This is a genomic window from Mesohalobacter halotolerans (assembly GCF_006120725.1).
GTDB classification, from domain to species: domain Bacteria; phylum Bacteroidota; class Bacteroidia; order Flavobacteriales; family Flavobacteriaceae; genus Psychroflexus; species Psychroflexus halotolerans.
Window position 1 is genome coordinate 757,449 of record NZ_SWMU01000001.1, and the last position, 16,781, is coordinate 774,229.

The following is a 16,781-nucleotide window of genomic DNA, read 5'->3' on the forward strand; positions in this document are numbered from 1 at the left end:
TCAATTGTTCCATGAGTTCGTCAATAGAAAATTGTTCAGGAAAATTATCGAGATGTTCTTTGAGCTTCGTTTTTGTTAATATCGTAAAATTTTTAATAAATATACAAAAGATTTGTTTTCAATTGAAATCTAATTTTAATGGAAAGCATCATAAAATTTTCGAAACATTTAATATTAAAAACTCCTACAATCTCTTCAACATCCAAACCGTGCATGCGTGATGACCTGTATGGCCCAGTCTGTAGTCGATGTATTCAAAGCCATTTTTAAGGTAGCGATTTTGGGCAGCTTTCATACTGGGTAAAGTTTCTATATAACATGCTTTATAAGCGTGATTTTCAGCAAATTTCAAACATTGTTCTATCATTTGTTGCCCAAGGCCTCTGCCACGAGCTTTAGGATGAAAATACATTTTTTGCAACTCACAAATGCTGTCGTCATTGTCTAAAGGCTGAATGCCTGCGCCGCCAATAATTTCATCGTTTTCCATCAAGATATAGTAAACCGCACGTTCATCTTTATAAGTCTTATACAAATCTTCAAGGGCTTTGTCTTCATAAGCCGTGCCTGTTTTAGGGGCATTTTGCTCGATAAGAACATAACGAATCATGTCTGCCGTGGCTTGATTATCTTTTTTTTGAATGGGTCGAATTTCAATGCTTTGGCTCATTTGAAAAACCTTATTTTTGCGATGTGAATATACACGAAAAATACATGACGCGTTGCATAGATTTGGCCAAAAATGGATTGGGTCAAACTTACCCAAACCCGATGGTTGGTTGTGTTGTTGTGTATGAGGATAAAATCATAGCTGAAGGTTGGCATCATCGTGCTGGTCAAGCTCACGCCGAAGTAAATGCTATAGAGCAAATCAAAGATGAAGACCTCATCAAAAACGCAACGCTTTACGTGAGTCTAGAGCCTTGTAGTCACTTCGGTAAAACGCCACCTTGTGCAGATTTAATCGTAGATAAAGGGTTTAAGAAAATAGTTATTGGCAGTATAGACCCTTTTGCTAAAGTAAAAGGCAAAGGCATTCAAAAATTGATGGCCAATGATTGCGAAGTGGTTCTTGGTGTTTTAGAAGACGAATGTCTAGACCTCAACAAGCGGTTTATGACATTTCACAACCATAAACGACCGTATATTATTTTGAAATGGGCCGAATCTCAAGATGGGTTTTTGAGCCCATTTGAATTTGGCAAAGATCAACATCAAAATCCTGTTTGGTTGACCAATACCTACTCCAAGCAACTTGTTCACCAATGGCGAAGTGAAGAGCAAGCCATTTTAGTTGGCACGCATACGGTGTTGATGGATAATCCAGCCTTGACAACGCGACTATGGAAAGGAAAACATCCACTTAGGGTGGTAATTGATAAAGATTTAAAAATTCCCAATTCCGCCAAAATATTTTCTGATGAAGCTCAAACTTTGGTGTTTACGGCTCATCAAAAATCAAAGTTCAAAACCACTGAATTTTGTCAAATTGACTTTGATCAACCTGTTTTGCCACAGTTATTAAATGAACTATACAGCAGAGATATTCAATCTTTAATTGTAGAAGGTGGTCAAGCCACATTACAGGCTTTTATCGATGCTAATTTATGGGATGAAGCCCGTGTATTCAAAAGCCCAAAACAACTTAAAGTTGGCACTCATTCACCGCATTTTAAAGCTCAATTATTCCAAAAAGAACAAATTGTTGAAGATGAATTGAAATTGTTTAAGCCCATTAAATAAAAGGAACTATTTCAATATCAATCCATCTATTTCAATTTGTCTAAGGCTTGATAGCCTGACTTGTTTTCGTCAATCTAACTAAAACTTGTCAATCTGACCCAAACCCTGTCAATCTGAATTTGTTTCAGATTTGACTTTGAGTTGACAATCTGAACTTGTTTCAGATTCATAGCTTTAACGGAATAGTTTTAGAAGCGGTATCAAATGTAAACTTTGCATCATTCCAGGTTGGCATTTGCATAGGGTTTACATTCCCTGACATCGCCCAAGGTTCAGCTGGCATTTGGTTGTCTTTCATGTCAAATTGTTTATTGCCATTCAAGTCTTGGAAAACAGATATAGCGTATTCACCATAGGTCACATCATTTAAAGTAACTTGATTGTTATCTGCTTTGACTTCAAGGATATTTGTTTTTGTAGGTTGACGTAAAAAGTTGTCTTTTTCATACAAAGCAATGTAGATTTCACCTTTTGAATTTTCTAAATCTTCAAAAGAAATTATCAAATCGCCTTTGTTTTGTGCATTTGTAATGAAAGACATTAATAAAGTTGCTGCAATAATACTTAAAGTTTTCATGGTTTATAGTTTTAAAATTCACCTCAAAAATAGAGTACAAGCTTGCCATTTTAAATTTAAAATGACTGAGGTGTTAAATTTAATAGATGAATTGTTAAAAAATAAAATGAGACCCATTTAGCGTTGAAAAATCAGAATGGGTGTTTACAAAAACGTGAGACTTGAAACAGGTTATCAGACAAGTCTGGTTTTAAAGTCATTTCATAAACTCTTCAGCTTTTTCTACCATTGTTTTGCTCCCACAGAAAAACGGGACACGTTGATGAAGTTCTGTGGGTTGTATATCCAATATACGCCGATAACCATCACTGGCTTTACCGCCAGCTTGCTCGACGATAAAGGCCATAGGATTGCATTCGTATAATAAGCGTAATTTACCATTAGCAACCTTTGAGCTTTTAGGGTAAATGTAAATACCCCCTTTTATCATATTTCTATGAATATCTGAAACCAAAGAGCCAATGTATCGAGAGGTGTAAGGTCGGTTGTCTTTCTCTTCTTGGCAATACTTGATATAATCTTTGACACCTTGAGGGAAATGCACATAATTGCCTTCATTGATAGAATAAATTTGACCTGTTTCAGGAAACTTCAAATTTGGATTTGACAAATAATAGGTACCTATTGCGGGGTTTAGGGTAAATCCATTCACCCCGTGACCAGTGGTGTAAACCAACATTGTAGAAGTGCCGTAAATAATATATCCTGCAGCCACTTGTTGATTGCCAGGTTGAAGAAAATCCTTCATCTCAACGGGTTGACCGATAGGAGTAATGCGCCTGTACACTGAAAATATCGTACCTACAGATACGTTGACATCAATATTTGAACTTCCATCTAAAGGATCCATCAAAACCACATATTTGTTGTCGTGGGCTTTATTATGGCCTTGAACGGTGATAAAACTGTCTTCTTCTTCGGAAGCGATACCGCAGACTATTTCCCTGTTGATGAGTGTCTCAATAAACAATTTATTGGCGTAAACATCCAATTTCTGCTGATCTTCACCTTGAATATTTGTTTCGCCATGTTGGCCGAGAATGTCTACTAAACCCGCTTTATTGACTTCGTGATTAACTACTTTAGCAGCTAAGCGAATGGAGTTAATTAATCTTGAGAGTTCACCAGTAGAATACTTAAAAGCTCTTTGATGTTCGATGATAAATTCACCGAGAGTTTGATGTGGTTGCGTCATAACGAAAACGTTGTAGTTGTTACAAAAATATAAAAAGCTTTCATTTACATCTTACTAGAGCTAGTTTTTTAAATACATTTGTTTATAAATTAATATAAGCATAACAATGAATCCTAAAATCCGTTTTGCAAAACCTAAAGATGTCTTAAGCATCATGCAACTTATTCAAGAATTGGCAGTCTATGAAAATGAACCCAATGCCGTTGATATCGATGAAGATTATTTAAAGAAATATGGTTTTGGAGATCATCAAGCTTTTAAATGTTTAGTGGCTGAAAATGAAACTGGTGAGATTTTAGGAATGGCCTTGTTTTACAATCGGTTTTCTACTTGGAAAGGCCTAACTATTCATCTTGAAGATTTGATTGTCAAACAAAAAAACAGAAAAAAAGGCATTGGTAAAGCCCTTTTTGAAGCTTTAATCAAACACGCAAAAGCAGAAAATATCAACCGGCTAGAATGGGTGGTTTTAGATTGGAATACCGATGCCATTGCGTTTTATGAGTCTTATGGCGCTAAAGTATTTCAAGAATGGCGAACGGTTCAAATGGGTAAAGAGACTATACAAAAATTTTAAAAACAAGATGATACAAGTATTCAAGTTTGGAGGCGCATCCGTCAAAGATGCTAAAGGAGTGAGAAATGTAGCCAAAGTGATTGAATTGATGGGTAAAACACAAAAAGTGATTGTGATTTCAGCAATGGGCAAAACGACTAATGCACTTGAGCACATTATTGCCTTATATTTTGCTCAAGACAACAATTTAAAGGCTGAAATTGAAAATTTGAGACAATACCATCATAAGATATTAGATGAATTGTTTAAGACTAAACAACATCCGGCATATACCAAAACCAACTACTTTTTTGATGAGTTAGAAATATTTTTAAGTCGAAATAAATCGCCAAATTATGATTTTGTTTACGACCAAGTCGTAGCATTTGGTGAACTCATCAGCACGAGTATTGTCAGTCAGTTTTTGCATCAACTAGGTATAGACAATGCTTGGCACGATTGCAGAAATCTTATTCATACCGATAGCACACATCGTGATGCTGAAGTGAATTGGGAACAAACCCAAACCAAAATTAAAGCCCATATCAACCCAGAGGAACTCAGCATTACTCAAGGGTTTATTGGCTCAGATGAAAATAACTTTACAACGACTTTAGGTCGAGAAGGGAGTGATTATACCGCAGGAATTATCGCCTACTGCCTAAATGCCGAAAATGTTTCGATTTGGAAAGATGTGCCCGGTGTTTTAAATGGTGATCCTAGCGTATTTAAAGACACACAACTACTCAATCAGATTTCTTATGAAGAAGCTATTGAATTAGCCTTTTACGGCGCTTCAGTAATTCATCCTAAAACACTACAGCCACTTCAACAAAAGGAAATTCCTTTGTTTGTCAAATCGTTTTACGACCCAAAATCACCGGGTACTTGCGTGACAAAAGGCGAAGCTATTCAGCCCAAAGTGCCTTGTTATATTGTAAAAAACGATTTGATTATGCTGTCCTTATCTTCTTTAGATTTTTCCTTTTTTGTCGAAGACAACATCAGTGAAATTTTTGCCTTGTTTCACAAATATCAAATTAAAGTCGATTTGATTCAAAATTCAGCGATTAGTTTTTCAGTATGTATTGACAATAAGTTTAAAAACGCTGATAAATTGATTGAACATCTCAAAGCAAAGTTTAAAGTTAAATTTGAAAAAGATGTTACCTTACTCACAATTCGTCATTACACGGATAAAACTTTGAAAGAGATGACAAAATATAAAGAAATTTTACTCAAACAATTTACCCAAGAAACGGTTCAGCTTGTGGTAAAGTCTTCTCAGTAAAGTTGTTTATCTTTACATCAACTTTAAATCAAATCTAAAATGCCTATTGTAACGGCTTCTGAGGTGTCTAAAGGCTTAAATTTAAATAAGTTAGGTGCATTTGGTGTGTTTTTTGGTCATGTCTTTTTAAGATTATCAAAGTTAAACAAACTCAATGCCATTTACGACCGCTATAAGCATCTCGATGCCCTAGATTTTATAGACGCCGCATTGATAGAGCTTGGGGTTTCCTTTGAAATTCCAGAAAAAGACTTAAAACGTATTCCAAAAGACGGTGCTTTTATCAGCATTTCCAATCATCCGCTTGGTGGTATTGATGGATTGATTTTACTGAAGCTTATGCTTGAAGCGCGTGAAGATTATAAAGTCATTGCCAATTTTTTATTGCAGCGTTTAAAACCTCTTGAAGATAAAGTGATGCCAGTCAATCCTTTTGAAACCCGTCAAGACGTCAAGTCCAGTGTTACTGGTCTTAAACAAGCTTTGGCTCATCTTAAAGACGGTCATCCTCTTGGGATTTTTCCAGCTGGCGAAGTCTCTACTTACAAAGAGGATAAAGCTATTGTAGATAAGCCTTGGACTGATGAAGCTTTAAAGTTGATTAAAAAAGCTGAAGTACCGGTTTTGCCTGTATATTTTCACGCTAAAAACAGTATAGCTTTTTATAAACTTGCCAAGCTTAGCGATAACTTAAGGACAGCAAAATTACCTAGTGAAATGTTATCGCAACATTTTAGAAATATAAAAGTAAGAATTGGGTATCCGATTAACTTGAAAGACCAGCATCAGTTTGAAGATTTACAAGACTATAAAGCGTTTTTACGAAAGAAAACTTATATGCTGTCTAGTAGTTTTGAAAAAACCAGTTTAATAAAAAGTTTTCCGAGACAAATCAAATTTCCAATTCAAAATAGAGCAAAAAAGATTGTCTCTGAAAGTTCTCAACAACTTATTTTAAAAGAAATTGAAGTCTGTAGGTCTCAGAAAAAATGTTTGTTAAAAAGTAAAAATTACGAGGTGTTTTTTGCCAAACGCGCTTTAGTGCCCAGTATTGTCAGAGAAATAGGGCGTTTGCGAGAAATTACGTTTCGTTCAATTGGTGAAGGCACCAACAAATCAATAGATTTAGACGATTACGACCACTATTATCACCACATGTTTTTATGGGATAATGAAGCCCAGAAAATTGCCGGGGCTTACCGCATGGGGCTTGGCAATGAAATCTATAAACAACACGGTATGGAAGGCTTTTACCTCAGCGAACTTTTTAGGTTTGAACCTGAGTCTCATCGATTGATGAGCCAGTCGATTGAGATGGGACGAGCGTTTATCATAGAAGGGTATCAACAAAAACCCATGCCGTTATTTTTGTTGTGGAAAGGTATTGTGCATTGCACATTGAGATTTCCAGAACATAAATATTTAATCGGTGGCGTGAGTATCAGTAATAAGTTTTCAAATTTTTCTAAATCGATTATGATTGAATTTATGAAATCCAATTATTACGACCCATATTTGGCGCAGTATGTTCATCCTAAAAAAGAATTTAAAGTTAAATTAAAAGATGTAGATAAAGATTTTGTATTTGATGCTACCCAAGCCGATTTAAATAAATTTGACAGGCTGATTGATGAACTGGAAACTGACAATCTGCGTTTACCCGTTTTAATCAAAAAATACATTAAACAAAATGCCAAAGTTGTCGCCTTTAATGTTGATCCATTATTTAACAATTCGGTTGATGGCTTAATGTACATTAGAATTGAAGATTTGCCCGAAAGTACTGTAAAACCGGTCCTAGAAGAATTTCAAGCAGAACTCGAATCACAACAACACAAAAAATAAGAACTATGTCTACGATCTTTACAAAAATTATCAATGGAGAAATCCCTTGTTATAAAGTTGCTGAAAGCGATGAATTTATTGCGTTTTTAGACATTAATCCAAATGCTAAAGGCCATACGCTTTGCGTGCCTAAAAAAGAAGTGAACAAAATATTTGATCTTGATGAAGATAGCTATTTAAAATTGATGCAGTTTTCCAGACAAGTGGCTTTAGCCTTGAGACAAGTTGTCGATTGTAAGCGTATCGGTGTCTCGGTAGTTGGGCTTGAGGTGCCTCATGTACATGTGCATCTCATTCCTATAAACGCTATGAAAGACATGACCTTTCAACATAAAGTTAAGATGAGTGACGAAGAGTTTAAAGCTTTGGCTAAAAAAGTTTCTAGAGCTTACGACATTTAAAATACCGTCAAACCCATGACTGTATTTATACAAATAGCGTCATTATAATTCACATATATTTTAAAATATTAAAAATACGCCAATTATATGACTTAAAATTATTAAAATGCGTCAATACAAAGACGTAATTATAATGAATATAGTCAGAGATATAACCGAATTAATACAGCAAAAGATTCAACCTCAAAAAGTTATCTTTATCTTAGGAGCTAGAAGAGTTGGTAAAACAGTTTTAGTCAACAAACTGCTAAAGTCAGTAAAAGAACCTGTTTTAAAATTGAATAGCGAAGATATTTCTGTTCATCACAAACTGGCATTAAGGAGTATTGAAAATTATAAAAATATCTTAGGAGGTTATAATTTCTTTTTATAGATGAGGCTCAAAAAATACCCGAAATAGGTCATAAATTAAAATTAATGATAGATGAAATAGCTGATTTAAAGATTATAATTACAGCTTCATCTGCATTAGATATCAATAAAAATACTGGCGAACCGCTTACAGGAAGAAAATTTACATTCAATCTTTTTCCGTTCTCTGAAAACGAGTTTAATCAAACAGAAAATGCATTTTCAAAAGATGAAAAAGTAAAGCAAAGACTTGTTTTTGGAAGTTACCCAGAACTTATTCATATCAATAATCAAGAAGACAAAAAAGATTATCTCAATGAGTTGATAAGTTCATATCTTCTTAAAGATATTTTGGCTTATGAAAATATTGAAAGTTCCCAAAAGATATTTAATTTACTCAGGTTGATTGCATTTCAAATCGGTGGTGAAGTGTCTTACCAAGAGCTAGGAAAAAAATGGGTGTAAGCAAAAACACAGTAGAAAAATATTTAGATTTACTACAAAAGATGTTTATTCTTAAAAAAGTTGAAGGTTTTAGCAGAAATTTGAGGAAAGAAATCACTAAAGACTCACGTTGGTATTTTGTTGATAATGGGATTAGAAATGCTGTTATTGCCAATTTTAATGCCATTGAAATCAGGAATGATATTGGGCAATTGTGGGAAAATTATATGATTTCTGAAAGGCTAAAATACCAACAGAATACAAGATTATCATCAAACAATTATTTTTGGAGAACTTACACACAACAAGAGATTGACTGGGTTGAAGAAAGAGATGGACAATTGTTCGGGTATGAATTTAAGTGGAAAAAATCAAAAATTAAATCATCTACATTATGGTTAAAAACTTATCCTGAAGCAACTTTTGAAGTGATTACAAAAGACAATTTTAGTGAGTGGTTAAATATTGAATAGTTATAAAATACTCTACTATATTATGATTGCAATCTTACAAAAGCTCCACAAACAACCCAGTATCCGTTTTGTTGACCGTCGCCAATTCTTTAGCTCGTAATCCTTTTAAGGCCTTATCCCATTTTTTGTTAGACAAGCCAGATTTCGATTTTAAATCCGCTAATTCATACTCCGCTTGTTTTTTAAGTGCATCCATAATGACTTTTTCCTCTGCGGAAAGTTCTACTTTTTTCTTTTCCGGCTTCATTTGTGGAAAAAACAAGACTTCTTGGATAGAGGGATTGTTGGTTAAAAACATAATTAATCTATCCATGCCAATACCGAGACCTGAAGTTGGAGGCATACCATATTCTAGAGCGCGCAGAAAATCGTAATCAATAAATTCTGTCGCTTCTTCATCGCCTTTTTTAGAGAGTTTTAATTGTTCTTCAAAACGTTCTCTTTGATCTATCGGATCATTGAGCTCTGAATAGGCATTGGCGATTTCTTTACCACAAACCATGAGTTCAAATCGTTCGGTCAAATCGGGGTTATCACGATGACTTTTACACAATGGGCTCATTTCTTTTGGATAATCGGTAATGAATGTGGGTTGAATAAAATGCGGCTCGCATTTTTCACCAAAAATTTCATCTATCAACTTGCCTTTGCCCATAGTATCGTCAACATCAATATTCATATTTAGGCAAGCTTGACGTAATTCATCTTCAGATTTTCCAGTAATGTCAAAACCTGTGTACTCTTTGATGGCGTCGGTCATCGTTACTCTTTTATAAGGTGCTTTAAAGTCTATATGATGTTCTTTGAATTGCGCCTCAGTAGTTCCGTTTACGGCTTTGGCACAATGTTCGAGTAATTGTTCAACAAACTGCATCATCCAATTGTAGTCTTTGTAGGCCACATAAATTTCCATGGCGGTAAACTCCGGATTATGAGTACGGTCCATACCCTCGTTACGGAAATTTTTAGAAAACTCATACACACCATTAAACCCACCAACGATAAGCCTTTTTAGGTATAATTCATTAGCAATCCTCAGATATAGAGGAATATCTAAAGCATTATGGTGAGTGACAAAGGGTTTTGCAGCTGCACCACCAGGAATAGATTGTAAAATAGGTGTTTCGACTTCTAAATAGCCTTTGTCGTTAAAAAACTCTCGCATAGCCGTAAAGAGTTTTGTGCGTTTAATAAACACATCTTTGACGTGAGCGTTAACAGCTAAATCTGCATAGCGCTGACGATAGCGCTGCTCTTCATCAGTAAAGCCATCGTATTGGTTGCCCTCTTTGTCTTTTTTCGGTAGAGGTAATGGCTTTAAGGCTTTGCTGAGCAGTTCAAAGTCTTTGACCATAACGGTCATCTCACCAACTTTGGTTTTAAACAATTCACCTTTTATATAGATAAAATCACCTATGTCTAAAAGTTTTTTATAAACATCGTTGTATTGAGATTTGTCTTCATCGGGACAGATTTCATCCCGGTTGAAATACACTTGAATCCGTCCTTCAGCGTCTTGAAGTTCGGCAAATGAAGCTTTACCTTGAATACGTCTCGACATTAATCGTCCAGCAATTTTTACGGGTTTACCGTCTACAAAATTTGATTTGATTTCGCTGGTATTTGTATCAATATCAACTTCAGGAGCTGGATAAGGATTTATGTTTTTAGACTTAAGTTGCTCTAATTTTTCTCGTCTTACACGTTCTTGTTCAGATAATGCCATTGATGATTATAATTTGAAAGTTGCAAAGATAAGTCGTTTTAAGAAAATAGATGGAGTTTATGCTATTACATCATAATTTTAAACGGATGTTTAAGACCTTTAAAATTATTGAGCTTAGCCGTGAGTGATCCAACGGCAAGTTCTGCTTCAATTTTGACTGGGATTTTATTCATGTCATCAGAGATCCAAACGGTTACACTTTCTTCTTCTTCAAATACACGACCGGATTTGACATAAGGTCTAAAGATCAAACATTTTACTTTTCCAAATTTAGTTTCAATTGTCTCTCTACCGAGAAATCTGGTTTTAAAGTCAAAGTTTTGTTCGTCAAAAAACATGTTGAGCGTGTATTCATCCCCTTTTTTTAATTTTTTATTGTTGACTTGATTCCTAAGGTAATAAAGGGCAGAAAGCATATCTTGAGTCTTGTCTGTAAACTGATGTTTGTGAACAGTGTCGTATTTGTAGTCATGCACAGTGGCTATTTTTTGACTATAGTCAAAACTTATCATCTTATTTTTGTAATAACCGCCTTCAATGATGTCGCGTATAAATTTATAAGGTTTGACCTGATTGGTATCTATAAAACTTTCGTATCGGTCTCTTACCTTAAAAAATACATCAAGTAAACCTGTAGATTTCCCAAAACCTTTAATGTGGTAAACAGTTTTACCGTCAAGTTTGTCAAGTTTGACCTCTAAGCTTGCTTTGCTTGCATTAAACCAACCGTATTTTACCCTATAATCTAACCTTTCTCCATCTTGAAATGCTTTTTCTTGAGCAACGCTAAAGGCTGTAGTGAAAATTAAAACAAGTAAAAAAGATTTTTTGTGAGGCATAAATACATTCTTAACACCGTAAAATTATAAATATAGTTAAGTAATATGATAAAATTAGTGAAATCTTTACATTAACAGAAATAGGATTTATAGTAACCCAAAATACCAAGGAATTACAAAACTTGAAGTCACCCAAAAACTCAGATTCAATAAAACACCAACTTTAAAAAAATCTTTAAAGCGGTATTGACCTGCAGTATATACCATAGTATTGGTTTGGTAACCTATTGGGGTCATAAAGGTAGCTGAAGCCGCAAGCATGATAGTAATTAAAAAAGGAATCGGGTTAGCCTCCAGAGTTGAAGCCGTTGCTATAGCGATTGGAGCCATTAATGCTGCAGAGGCGTTATTAGACATGACTTCTGTAAGTAATGAAGTCGTAATGTAAAGTCCAGAAATAATACCGATTATACCCAATGGACTGAGCTGATTGACCAATAGTTGTGCAATCATAACATCTAATCCTGTCTTGTCTATCGCCAAACCTAAACTCAATGCGCCAGCTAGCAGAAATATAATCTTCCAATTGATGGCTTTATACACATCTCTCATCCTAATAACTTTTGTAAGCATGAGAATTGTCACAGCTGCGATAGTACCAGTTAAAATATCAATGATATTAAGAGCGGCCATAGTGATTATTACAAAAATTAAACTGATGACTGCAATAAATTTAGGTTTATTAAAGTCCGTCAGATGACTTGCAGACAAAAGCACAAAAGGCGCATCTTGTTGTGCTTCTTTCTTTTTTAAAGTTTTGATGTAATGTGATTTGACTTCGGCCAAAATTACATCACCGGCATGAAGTTTTATATCGTAAAGATCGTCCTGCGTAATATCGTCTCTTTGCTTTACAGCTAGTGGAATAGCTCTATACCTTCTTCTAAAGTCAAGTTCTTTAAGGGTTTTGCCGTGAATTTCAGAAGAAGATGTAATGACCATTTCAACAAGTGCTGCATTTTTGCCAGTCAAATCATCTTCACCAATTTTTAAAGGTGATACAGCAAAAGATTTAGCTTTTCCTTTTAGAGATCTTATTTTATCTGCATGGCATTTGACTTTTAAAATATCGTGTGCGTTTAAGATGAAATCACCTTGTGGAAGTGTAAATACCTCACAATTTCGTTTAACTTCAATGATATCCATTTCAAATTCATTGATAAGTTCAGAATCCATGATTTTAGTCTCTACGGAGTTTGATTGAGGTAACAGTTCAATCTCAGTAATGTATTGATTAAAGTCAAAAGATTTTTTCAAGGTTTTTTTTGAACGACTGGGTAGCAATTTTGTTCCAAAAATAGACATATAGGCTATCCCAACGACCAAAAGTATACCTGCAATGGGCGTCATGCTAAACATGCTTAAGCCTTCTATGCCGTTTTCTTCTGCAATACCACTGACTAAAATGTTGGTTGAAGTTCCTATCAAAGTACACATGCCACCAAAGATTGAAGCAAATGATAAGGGAATAAGCATTTTTGAGGGTTCTTGACCTGAGTTGTGAGCAATTTGAATAACAACAGGAATAAACATTGCTACAATTGGGGTGTTGTTTACAAATGCTGAAATCACGGCAATTAAAAGCATCATGAGTAACATTCCCGCATTAAATTTATACCTGAATAAGCTAGATAAACGATGTGCTAAGACTTGCAAAGCACCGGTTTTAAGCAATGCAGCACTCAAAACAAACATAAAAGCAACTGTGATTGTTGCTTTATTACTAAATCCTTTAATGCCCTCTTGAGGGGTAAGTACTCCAGTTAATATTAAACTCACTAATATCAAAATAGCCACCAAATCTACAGGTAAGGCTTCTGTAGCAAATAGTACAATTGCCGCTGCTATAATGCACAAAGTGATGATTGCTGCTGTTGTCATAAATCAAAAAAACTTAGCAAATATATTAATTCCTACTAATTTAGTAGGTATTTAATCGTTTACTTTTTGTTGAGTTTTTGAAAGTAAAAAGCGGGTATAAGAATAATGACTAAAATAGGGTGTATTAAAAATCGTCTGATGTAAAATAAAATCATATAATTTTCGGGTTGAATATCTATGGTAAATCCCCAAAACAAAACTAAACCGCCAATAAATAAAATGCAATACAGTAAAATACTGAATTTGATAAAGCTTTTGTTTTTAAATGTGACCCAAATTAATACAAGAGATAAAATGCTGTTAAGCATAAACCTGAATCCTAGATTTAAGCTGTAAAGCCAAACATTTAAATCCGGAAAACCAGAGTTTTGAAAATTGGAGTTATAAAAATTTATAAGTGGATCGTAGAAGAGAACATTTTCAAAATACCTAATACTTACTAAGCCTATAAGGCCAATTATAAAAATGATTATTCTCAACTTCAGACTCATTTTGCCTTGTGTTTTTTATACTTATTTACCCAATAAAGCCATAACAGAAAAACTACACCATAAATAAAAAGTGGGAATAAAATTTCATGCATAAAATCACCGTATTGAGGATAAAAATAAAGCCCAAGTGTGAGTAAAACAATTCTGACAAGGTTTAAAGCATAAATCAAAAGTCCGCCTATGAAAATAAAAAATATTGTTTCTTTAAAACCTTTGCTAAAAGCTAATATAAAAGAAAGGAATAAAATAATGACACTTACACTATTGCAACCCTCAATAATCCTGGCAACGTATTGGTCTTTTATTGCTAAAAGCATAGAAGGATTATCAGGGTGTTTAACTATATAAGTTTCGTAGCCTAAAACATCAATGAGCTTATAGCTTTGATGAGCAACTTGATGTGTAATATAATCAGGATAAAATTCTTCTGAAGGACAATACTTTAAATAAGCTTGATATAAAAGCGCTAAAATTAAATAACTACCAAAAAAAACCAACAAAAACTTAATTACAGCTTTGTTTTTTTTGATGATGTGTTTTAAGCCCATTAAAGATTATTTATTTTAACAAAGTTATATAAATAGAGATCAACTTCAATTAGCTTATAATAAATACTTTTGAAAAAAAATTTAGATGAAAAATTTTAAGATACTAGAGGAGGTAAACACTATTTTGAAAGATGGATCACTTGATTTTGTCAAACAATTACATATGATTTGTGATTTGTTAAACTCAAAAAAAAGCAATTACGATTGGGTTGGCTATTATTTTGCAGATGTATCACAACAAACTCTTCATCTAGGGCCATTTGCCGGAGAACCAACTGAGCATAAGATTATCCCTTTTGGTAAAGGCATTTGCGGTCAGGTGGCAGAGCGTCATGAAACTTTCCTGGTGGAAGATGTTAATGCTCAAGATAATTATATCGCGTGTAGTATTAATGTCAAATCTGAGATTGTAGTACCATTATTTGTAAATGGTAATAATGTTGGACAAATCGATATAGATTCACATACAAGAAATGCTTTTGAGGCAGAAGATGAAAAACTATTAAACCAGATAAATCGACTTGTTGCAGACAAAATTTTAACTGACAAAGTAGACCTTAAAACCTTATGGGTTTAAAACTTATAACTCAGACCAAATGTCCAGAAAGATTGAAGGTCATTGTCAATATTATCAAAATTAGGTTCACTTCCTGTACTATCCCAATCGTCTAGAGCAAAATTAACTGCTTCTTGCTTATTATCTCTCAGGGCAAAATCGAAACCTACTCCAATTCCTTTCCATATGGTATAGCCTAAAGAATTTGTCCAAGTCCAGTTGGATAAATTTGACTCCTCATAACTTTGAAATAAAGATAAGTTTGATTTGACATTGAGTTTACCAAAAGATTTGGTGTAGTCTCCAACAATTTTTGCACCTAAAGAAGATTCAAATTCAGTTTCTCCGCTAGAAAATACAAAATTGTAATTCAATGGATGGATAACCACTGTCAAATCGCTATTAGGAGTCCATGTCATACCTGTACCAATATCCAAATAACCTGGATCGTTAATATTATCAATGATTGTCGTTCTGTATTCAGTAAAGGCAGAAACAGCCCATGTTTCACTTAGTCTGTACCCGTAAAGTGATGATATATTAAAAACATCTGTTGCAGCTCTAAAGTCACTGTCATCACTTGGATCGTCTCTATCGTCAAATTTTATCCAACTCAGGTTAATATTTAAGGCGTTTTTCCAAAAATAATCGTCTTCAATTTTGTTGGCAAAAGCATTAAAGGTTATACCAATATTTCCAGCGTCATTATTTGGTGTGCCTTGAGCATACCAATTATTAAATTGAGAAATACTACCGCCAATAGTCCCAAATGCACCAAAGCGCCACCCGGGCAAGGCTTTAATTTGGGCTTTAATTTCATCTGCCTCGGCTTGATATTGATCTGCTTGGGCTTGTTTTTCTTTTAATTGTTCTTCTAATTCCTCTTTGGTCTGTCCAAAACTTATATTTAAAACCAATGATAATAAAATACTTAGGGTAATTTTAATTTTCATAATAAAATTGATATAGTTAGTCTATAATATTTTGCAAATATAAAATGTAAAATAGGATTAACAACTATTTTTTAGGTTTAAATAAGGGGACTGCGGAGCAGGCTTCGCCAAACATTAGGCTTTTTACGATGGGTTGTAAACGTTTGATTAGCAGAATATATGCTGTTTCTGGAACGGGCTTTTCACTACAGCCTTTTACAATAACAGGTTTATTTTCATAGTCAGACAAATCTATATTTTTGATAGTTTCAGCAAATAGAATAGTATTTAAATCGTCTTGACTTCCAACTATGACTTTTTGGGTTATCGGATGGAGATAGGTTGAAACCAACATATAGGCCCATGCAGGAATAATAGCTTCAGTAGAACAATGTAGTGCTACAAAACCATCTTGGTATTGTGTCCAATCATATTTTTTTAAAGCCTCTCTAAAGTCTTTTTCTTTTAGAATAAAACCTTCATATAACCATTGGCTCAAGTCAATTTCATATCGCTTTCCTTCTTGGTATAACTCTTCAAGATTAAAGGTCTTTATAGGGCTTTTTGCAACTCTATTGACGATTTCTTCAGGCATAATTACACATTATAACATTCCAAGTTCTAATTTTGCCTCTTCACTCATGATATCTTGAGACCATGGTGGGTCAAAAGTCAGCTCTACTTCTACGTCGTTTACCATGTCTATAGATTTTACTTTTTCTTTCACTTCTTGTGGCAGGGATTCTGCTACAGGACAGTTGGGTGAGGTTAAGGTCATTATGATTCTAACATCATTATTCTCATTGGCAAATACGTCGTAAATTAAACCTAATTCGTAAATATCAACTGGTATTTCCGGGTCATAAATGGTTTTGATAACCCTGACGATATCATCGCCTAATTTTTCTGTATTGACGGTATCTTCAGCCATA

At 34.2% G+C, this 16,781-nt stretch carries 20 protein-coding genes; 9 read left to right on the top strand and 11 right to left on the bottom strand.

Going from position 1 to position 16,781, the window contains the following annotated elements; all coding sequences use genetic code 11:
- Window positions 1–184: 184 nt before the first annotated feature.
- Window positions 185–670, bottom strand: coding sequence for a GNAT family N-acetyltransferase (locus FCN74_RS03535; protein ID WP_138931203.1), 486 nt, complete (start codon window positions 668–670; stop codon window positions 185–187).
- 23 nt (window positions 671–693) lie between these two features.
- Here FCN74_RS03535 and ribD point away from each other — a divergent pair, with 23 nt between their 5' ends.
- Window positions 694–1,743, top strand: a complete 1,050-nt coding sequence (gene ribD, locus FCN74_RS03540; protein ID WP_246062543.1) for a bifunctional diaminohydroxyphosphoribosylaminopyrimidine deaminase/5-amino-6-(5-phosphoribosylamino)uracil reductase RibD — start codon at window positions 694–696, stop codon at window positions 1,741–1,743.
- Between the two features lie 166 nt (window positions 1,744–1,909).
- On the opposite strand, the gene FCN74_RS03545 is transcribed toward ribD, so the two are convergent.
- Window positions 1,910–2,320, bottom strand: a complete 411-nt coding sequence (locus FCN74_RS03545; protein WP_138931204.1) for a DUF2141 domain-containing protein — start codon at window positions 2,318–2,320, stop codon at window positions 1,910–1,912.
- Window positions 2,321–2,516: 196 nt separating this feature from the next.
- Window positions 2,517–3,515 (bottom strand): class 1 fructose-bisphosphatase, encoded by a 999-nt coding sequence (fbp, locus tag FCN74_RS03550; RefSeq protein WP_138931205.1) that lies wholly within the window; start codon window positions 3,513–3,515, stop codon window positions 2,517–2,519.
- Window positions 3,516–3,621: 106 nt separating this feature from the next.
- Between fbp and FCN74_RS03555 the strand changes: the two genes are divergently transcribed.
- From FCN74_RS03555 to FCN74_RS12160, 7 genes are all read left to right on the top strand, one after another.
- A complete protein-coding gene (locus tag FCN74_RS03555) occupies window positions 3,622–4,092 on the top strand; it encodes a GNAT family N-acetyltransferase (protein WP_138931206.1) in 471 nt (156 codons plus the stop codon).
- Between the two features lie 10 nt (window positions 4,093–4,102).
- Window positions 4,103–5,362, top strand: coding sequence for an aspartate kinase (locus FCN74_RS03560; protein WP_138931407.1), 1,260 nt, complete (start codon window positions 4,103–4,105; stop codon window positions 5,360–5,362).
- A gap of 39 nt (window positions 5,363–5,401) precedes the next feature.
- The gene (locus FCN74_RS03565; RefSeq protein WP_138931207.1) at window positions 5,402–7,207 is read left to right on the top strand and encodes a GNAT family N-acyltransferase; all 1,806 of its coding nucleotides are present in this window, start codon (window positions 5,402–5,404) and stop codon (window positions 7,205–7,207) included.
- A gap of 5 nt (window positions 7,208–7,212) precedes the next feature.
- Window positions 7,213–7,608, top strand: coding sequence for an HIT family protein (locus FCN74_RS03570; protein WP_138931208.1), 396 nt, complete (start codon window positions 7,213–7,215; stop codon window positions 7,606–7,608).
- 106 nt (window positions 7,609–7,714) lie between these two features.
- A complete protein-coding gene (locus FCN74_RS12265) occupies window positions 7,715–7,981 on the top strand; it encodes an AAA family ATPase (protein WP_262710015.1) in 267 nt (88 codons plus the stop codon).
- Between the two features lie 44 nt (window positions 7,982–8,025).
- On the top strand, window positions 8,026–8,424 hold the full coding sequence (locus FCN74_RS12270; RefSeq protein WP_262710016.1) for an AAA family ATPase: 399 nt from the start codon (window positions 8,026–8,028) through the stop codon (window positions 8,422–8,424).
- On the top strand, window positions 8,415–8,876 hold the full coding sequence (locus FCN74_RS12160) for a DUF4143 domain-containing protein (RefSeq protein ID WP_246062544.1): 462 nt from the start codon (window positions 8,415–8,417) through the stop codon (window positions 8,874–8,876). The genes FCN74_RS12270 and FCN74_RS12160 overlap by 10 nt, the downstream gene beginning before the upstream one ends.
- Window positions 8,877–8,910: 34 nt before the next feature.
- Here the strand turns inward: FCN74_RS12160 and lysS are convergent, their stop codons facing one another.
- The 5 genes from lysS to xrtF all read right to left on the bottom strand — a co-directional run bounded on the left by lysS (window position 8,911) and on the right by xrtF (window position 14,361).
- A complete protein-coding gene (gene lysS / locus FCN74_RS03580) occupies window positions 8,911–10,602 on the bottom strand; it encodes a lysine--tRNA ligase (protein ID WP_138931209.1) in 1,692 nt (563 codons plus the stop codon).
- Window positions 10,603–10,667: 65 nt separating this feature from the next.
- On the bottom strand, window positions 10,668–11,441 hold the full coding sequence (locus tag FCN74_RS03585; RefSeq protein ID WP_138931210.1) for a DUF3108 domain-containing protein: 774 nt from the start codon (window positions 11,439–11,441) through the stop codon (window positions 10,668–10,670).
- A gap of 87 nt (window positions 11,442–11,528) precedes the next feature.
- On the bottom strand, window positions 11,529–13,322 hold the full coding sequence (locus FCN74_RS03590; RefSeq protein ID WP_138931211.1) for an SLC13 family permease: 1,794 nt from the start codon (window positions 13,320–13,322) through the stop codon (window positions 11,529–11,531).
- A 59-nt stretch (window positions 13,323–13,381) separates the two neighbouring features.
- Entirely contained in the window at window positions 13,382–13,813 is a 432-nt protein-coding gene (locus FCN74_RS03595; RefSeq protein WP_138931212.1) for an exosortase F system-associated membrane protein, read from the bottom strand.
- A complete protein-coding gene (gene xrtF, locus FCN74_RS03600; RefSeq protein ID WP_138931213.1) occupies window positions 13,810–14,361 on the bottom strand; it encodes an exosortase family protein XrtF in 552 nt (183 codons plus the stop codon). Before xrtF ends, FCN74_RS03595 begins: the two co-directional genes overlap by 4 nt.
- Before the next feature lie 85 nt (window positions 14,362–14,446).
- Between xrtF and FCN74_RS03605 the strand changes: the two genes are divergently transcribed.
- A complete protein-coding gene (locus FCN74_RS03605) occupies window positions 14,447–14,938 on the top strand; it encodes a GAF domain-containing protein (protein ID WP_138931214.1) in 492 nt (163 codons plus the stop codon).
- On the opposite strand, the gene FCN74_RS03610 is transcribed toward FCN74_RS03605, so the two are convergent.
- From FCN74_RS03610 to FCN74_RS03620, 3 genes are all read right to left on the bottom strand, one after another.
- Entirely contained in the window at window positions 14,935–15,870 is a 936-nt protein-coding gene (locus FCN74_RS03610; protein ID WP_138931215.1) for a DUF3078 domain-containing protein, read from the bottom strand. The two genes, FCN74_RS03605 and FCN74_RS03610, sit on opposite strands and share 4 nt — an antisense overlap.
- A 64-nt stretch (window positions 15,871–15,934) precedes the next feature.
- Complete coding sequence (locus FCN74_RS03615) at window positions 15,935–16,444, bottom strand: DUF2480 family protein (protein ID WP_138931216.1); 510 nt, start codon at window positions 16,442–16,444, stop codon at window positions 15,935–15,937.
- 9 nt (window positions 16,445–16,453) lie between these two features.
- Window positions 16,454–16,780: a DUF59 domain-containing protein gene (locus FCN74_RS03620; protein ID WP_138931217.1), complete on the bottom strand. Its 327-nt coding sequence runs from the start codon at window positions 16,778–16,780 to the stop codon at window positions 16,454–16,456.
- Between the last annotated feature and the right edge of the window lies 1 nt (window position 16,781).

Coding starts and splice junctions, on each gene's coding strand:
- FCN74_RS03535 (WP_138931203.1), bottom strand. CDS start 670: ATGAGCCAAAGCATTGAAATTCGACCCATTCAAAAAAAAGATAATCAA.
- FCN74_RS03545 (WP_138931204.1), bottom strand. CDS start 2,320: ATGAAAACTTTAAGTATTATTGCAGCAACTTTATTAATGTCTTTCATT.
- fbp (WP_138931205.1), bottom strand. CDS start 3,515: ATGACGCAACCACATCAAACTCTCGGTGAATTTATCATCGAACATCAA.
- FCN74_RS03555 (WP_138931206.1), top strand. CDS start 3,622: ATGAATCCTAAAATCCGTTTTGCAAAACCTAAAGATGTCTTAAGCATC.
- FCN74_RS03565 (WP_138931207.1), top strand. CDS start 5,402: ATGCCTATTGTAACGGCTTCTGAGGTGTCTAAAGGCTTAAATTTAAAT.
- FCN74_RS03570 (WP_138931208.1), top strand. CDS start 7,213: ATGTCTACGATCTTTACAAAAATTATCAATGGAGAAATCCCTTGTTAT.
- FCN74_RS12265 (WP_262710015.1), top strand. CDS start 7,715: ATGCGTCAATACAAAGACGTAATTATAATGAATATAGTCAGAGATATA.
- FCN74_RS12270 (WP_262710016.1), top strand. CDS start 8,026: ATGATAGATGAAATAGCTGATTTAAAGATTATAATTACAGCTTCATCT.
- FCN74_RS12160 (WP_246062544.1), top strand. CDS start 8,415: ATGGGTGTAAGCAAAAACACAGTAGAAAAATATTTAGATTTACTACAA.
- lysS (WP_138931209.1), bottom strand. CDS start 10,602: ATGGCATTATCTGAACAAGAACGTGTAAGACGAGAAAAATTAGAGCAA.
- FCN74_RS03585 (WP_138931210.1), bottom strand. CDS start 11,441: ATGCCTCACAAAAAATCTTTTTTACTTGTTTTAATTTTCACTACAGCC.
- FCN74_RS03590 (WP_138931211.1), bottom strand. CDS start 13,322: ATGACAACAGCAGCAATCATCACTTTGTGCATTATAGCAGCGGCAATT.
- FCN74_RS03595 (WP_138931212.1), bottom strand. CDS start 13,813: ATGAGTCTGAAGTTGAGAATAATCATTTTTATAATTGGCCTTATAGGC.
- xrtF (WP_138931213.1), bottom strand. CDS start 14,361: ATGGGCTTAAAACACATCATCAAAAAAAACAAAGCTGTAATTAAGTTT.
- FCN74_RS03605 (WP_138931214.1), top strand. CDS start 14,447: ATGAAAAATTTTAAGATACTAGAGGAGGTAAACACTATTTTGAAAGAT.
- FCN74_RS03610 (WP_138931215.1), bottom strand. CDS start 15,870: ATGAAAATTAAAATTACCCTAAGTATTTTATTATCATTGGTTTTAAAT.
- FCN74_RS03615 (WP_138931216.1), bottom strand. CDS start 16,444: ATGCCTGAAGAAATCGTCAATAGAGTTGCAAAAAGCCCTATAAAGACC.
- FCN74_RS03620 (WP_138931217.1), bottom strand. CDS start 16,780: ATGGCTGAAGATACCGTCAATACAGAAAAATTAGGCGATGATATCGTC.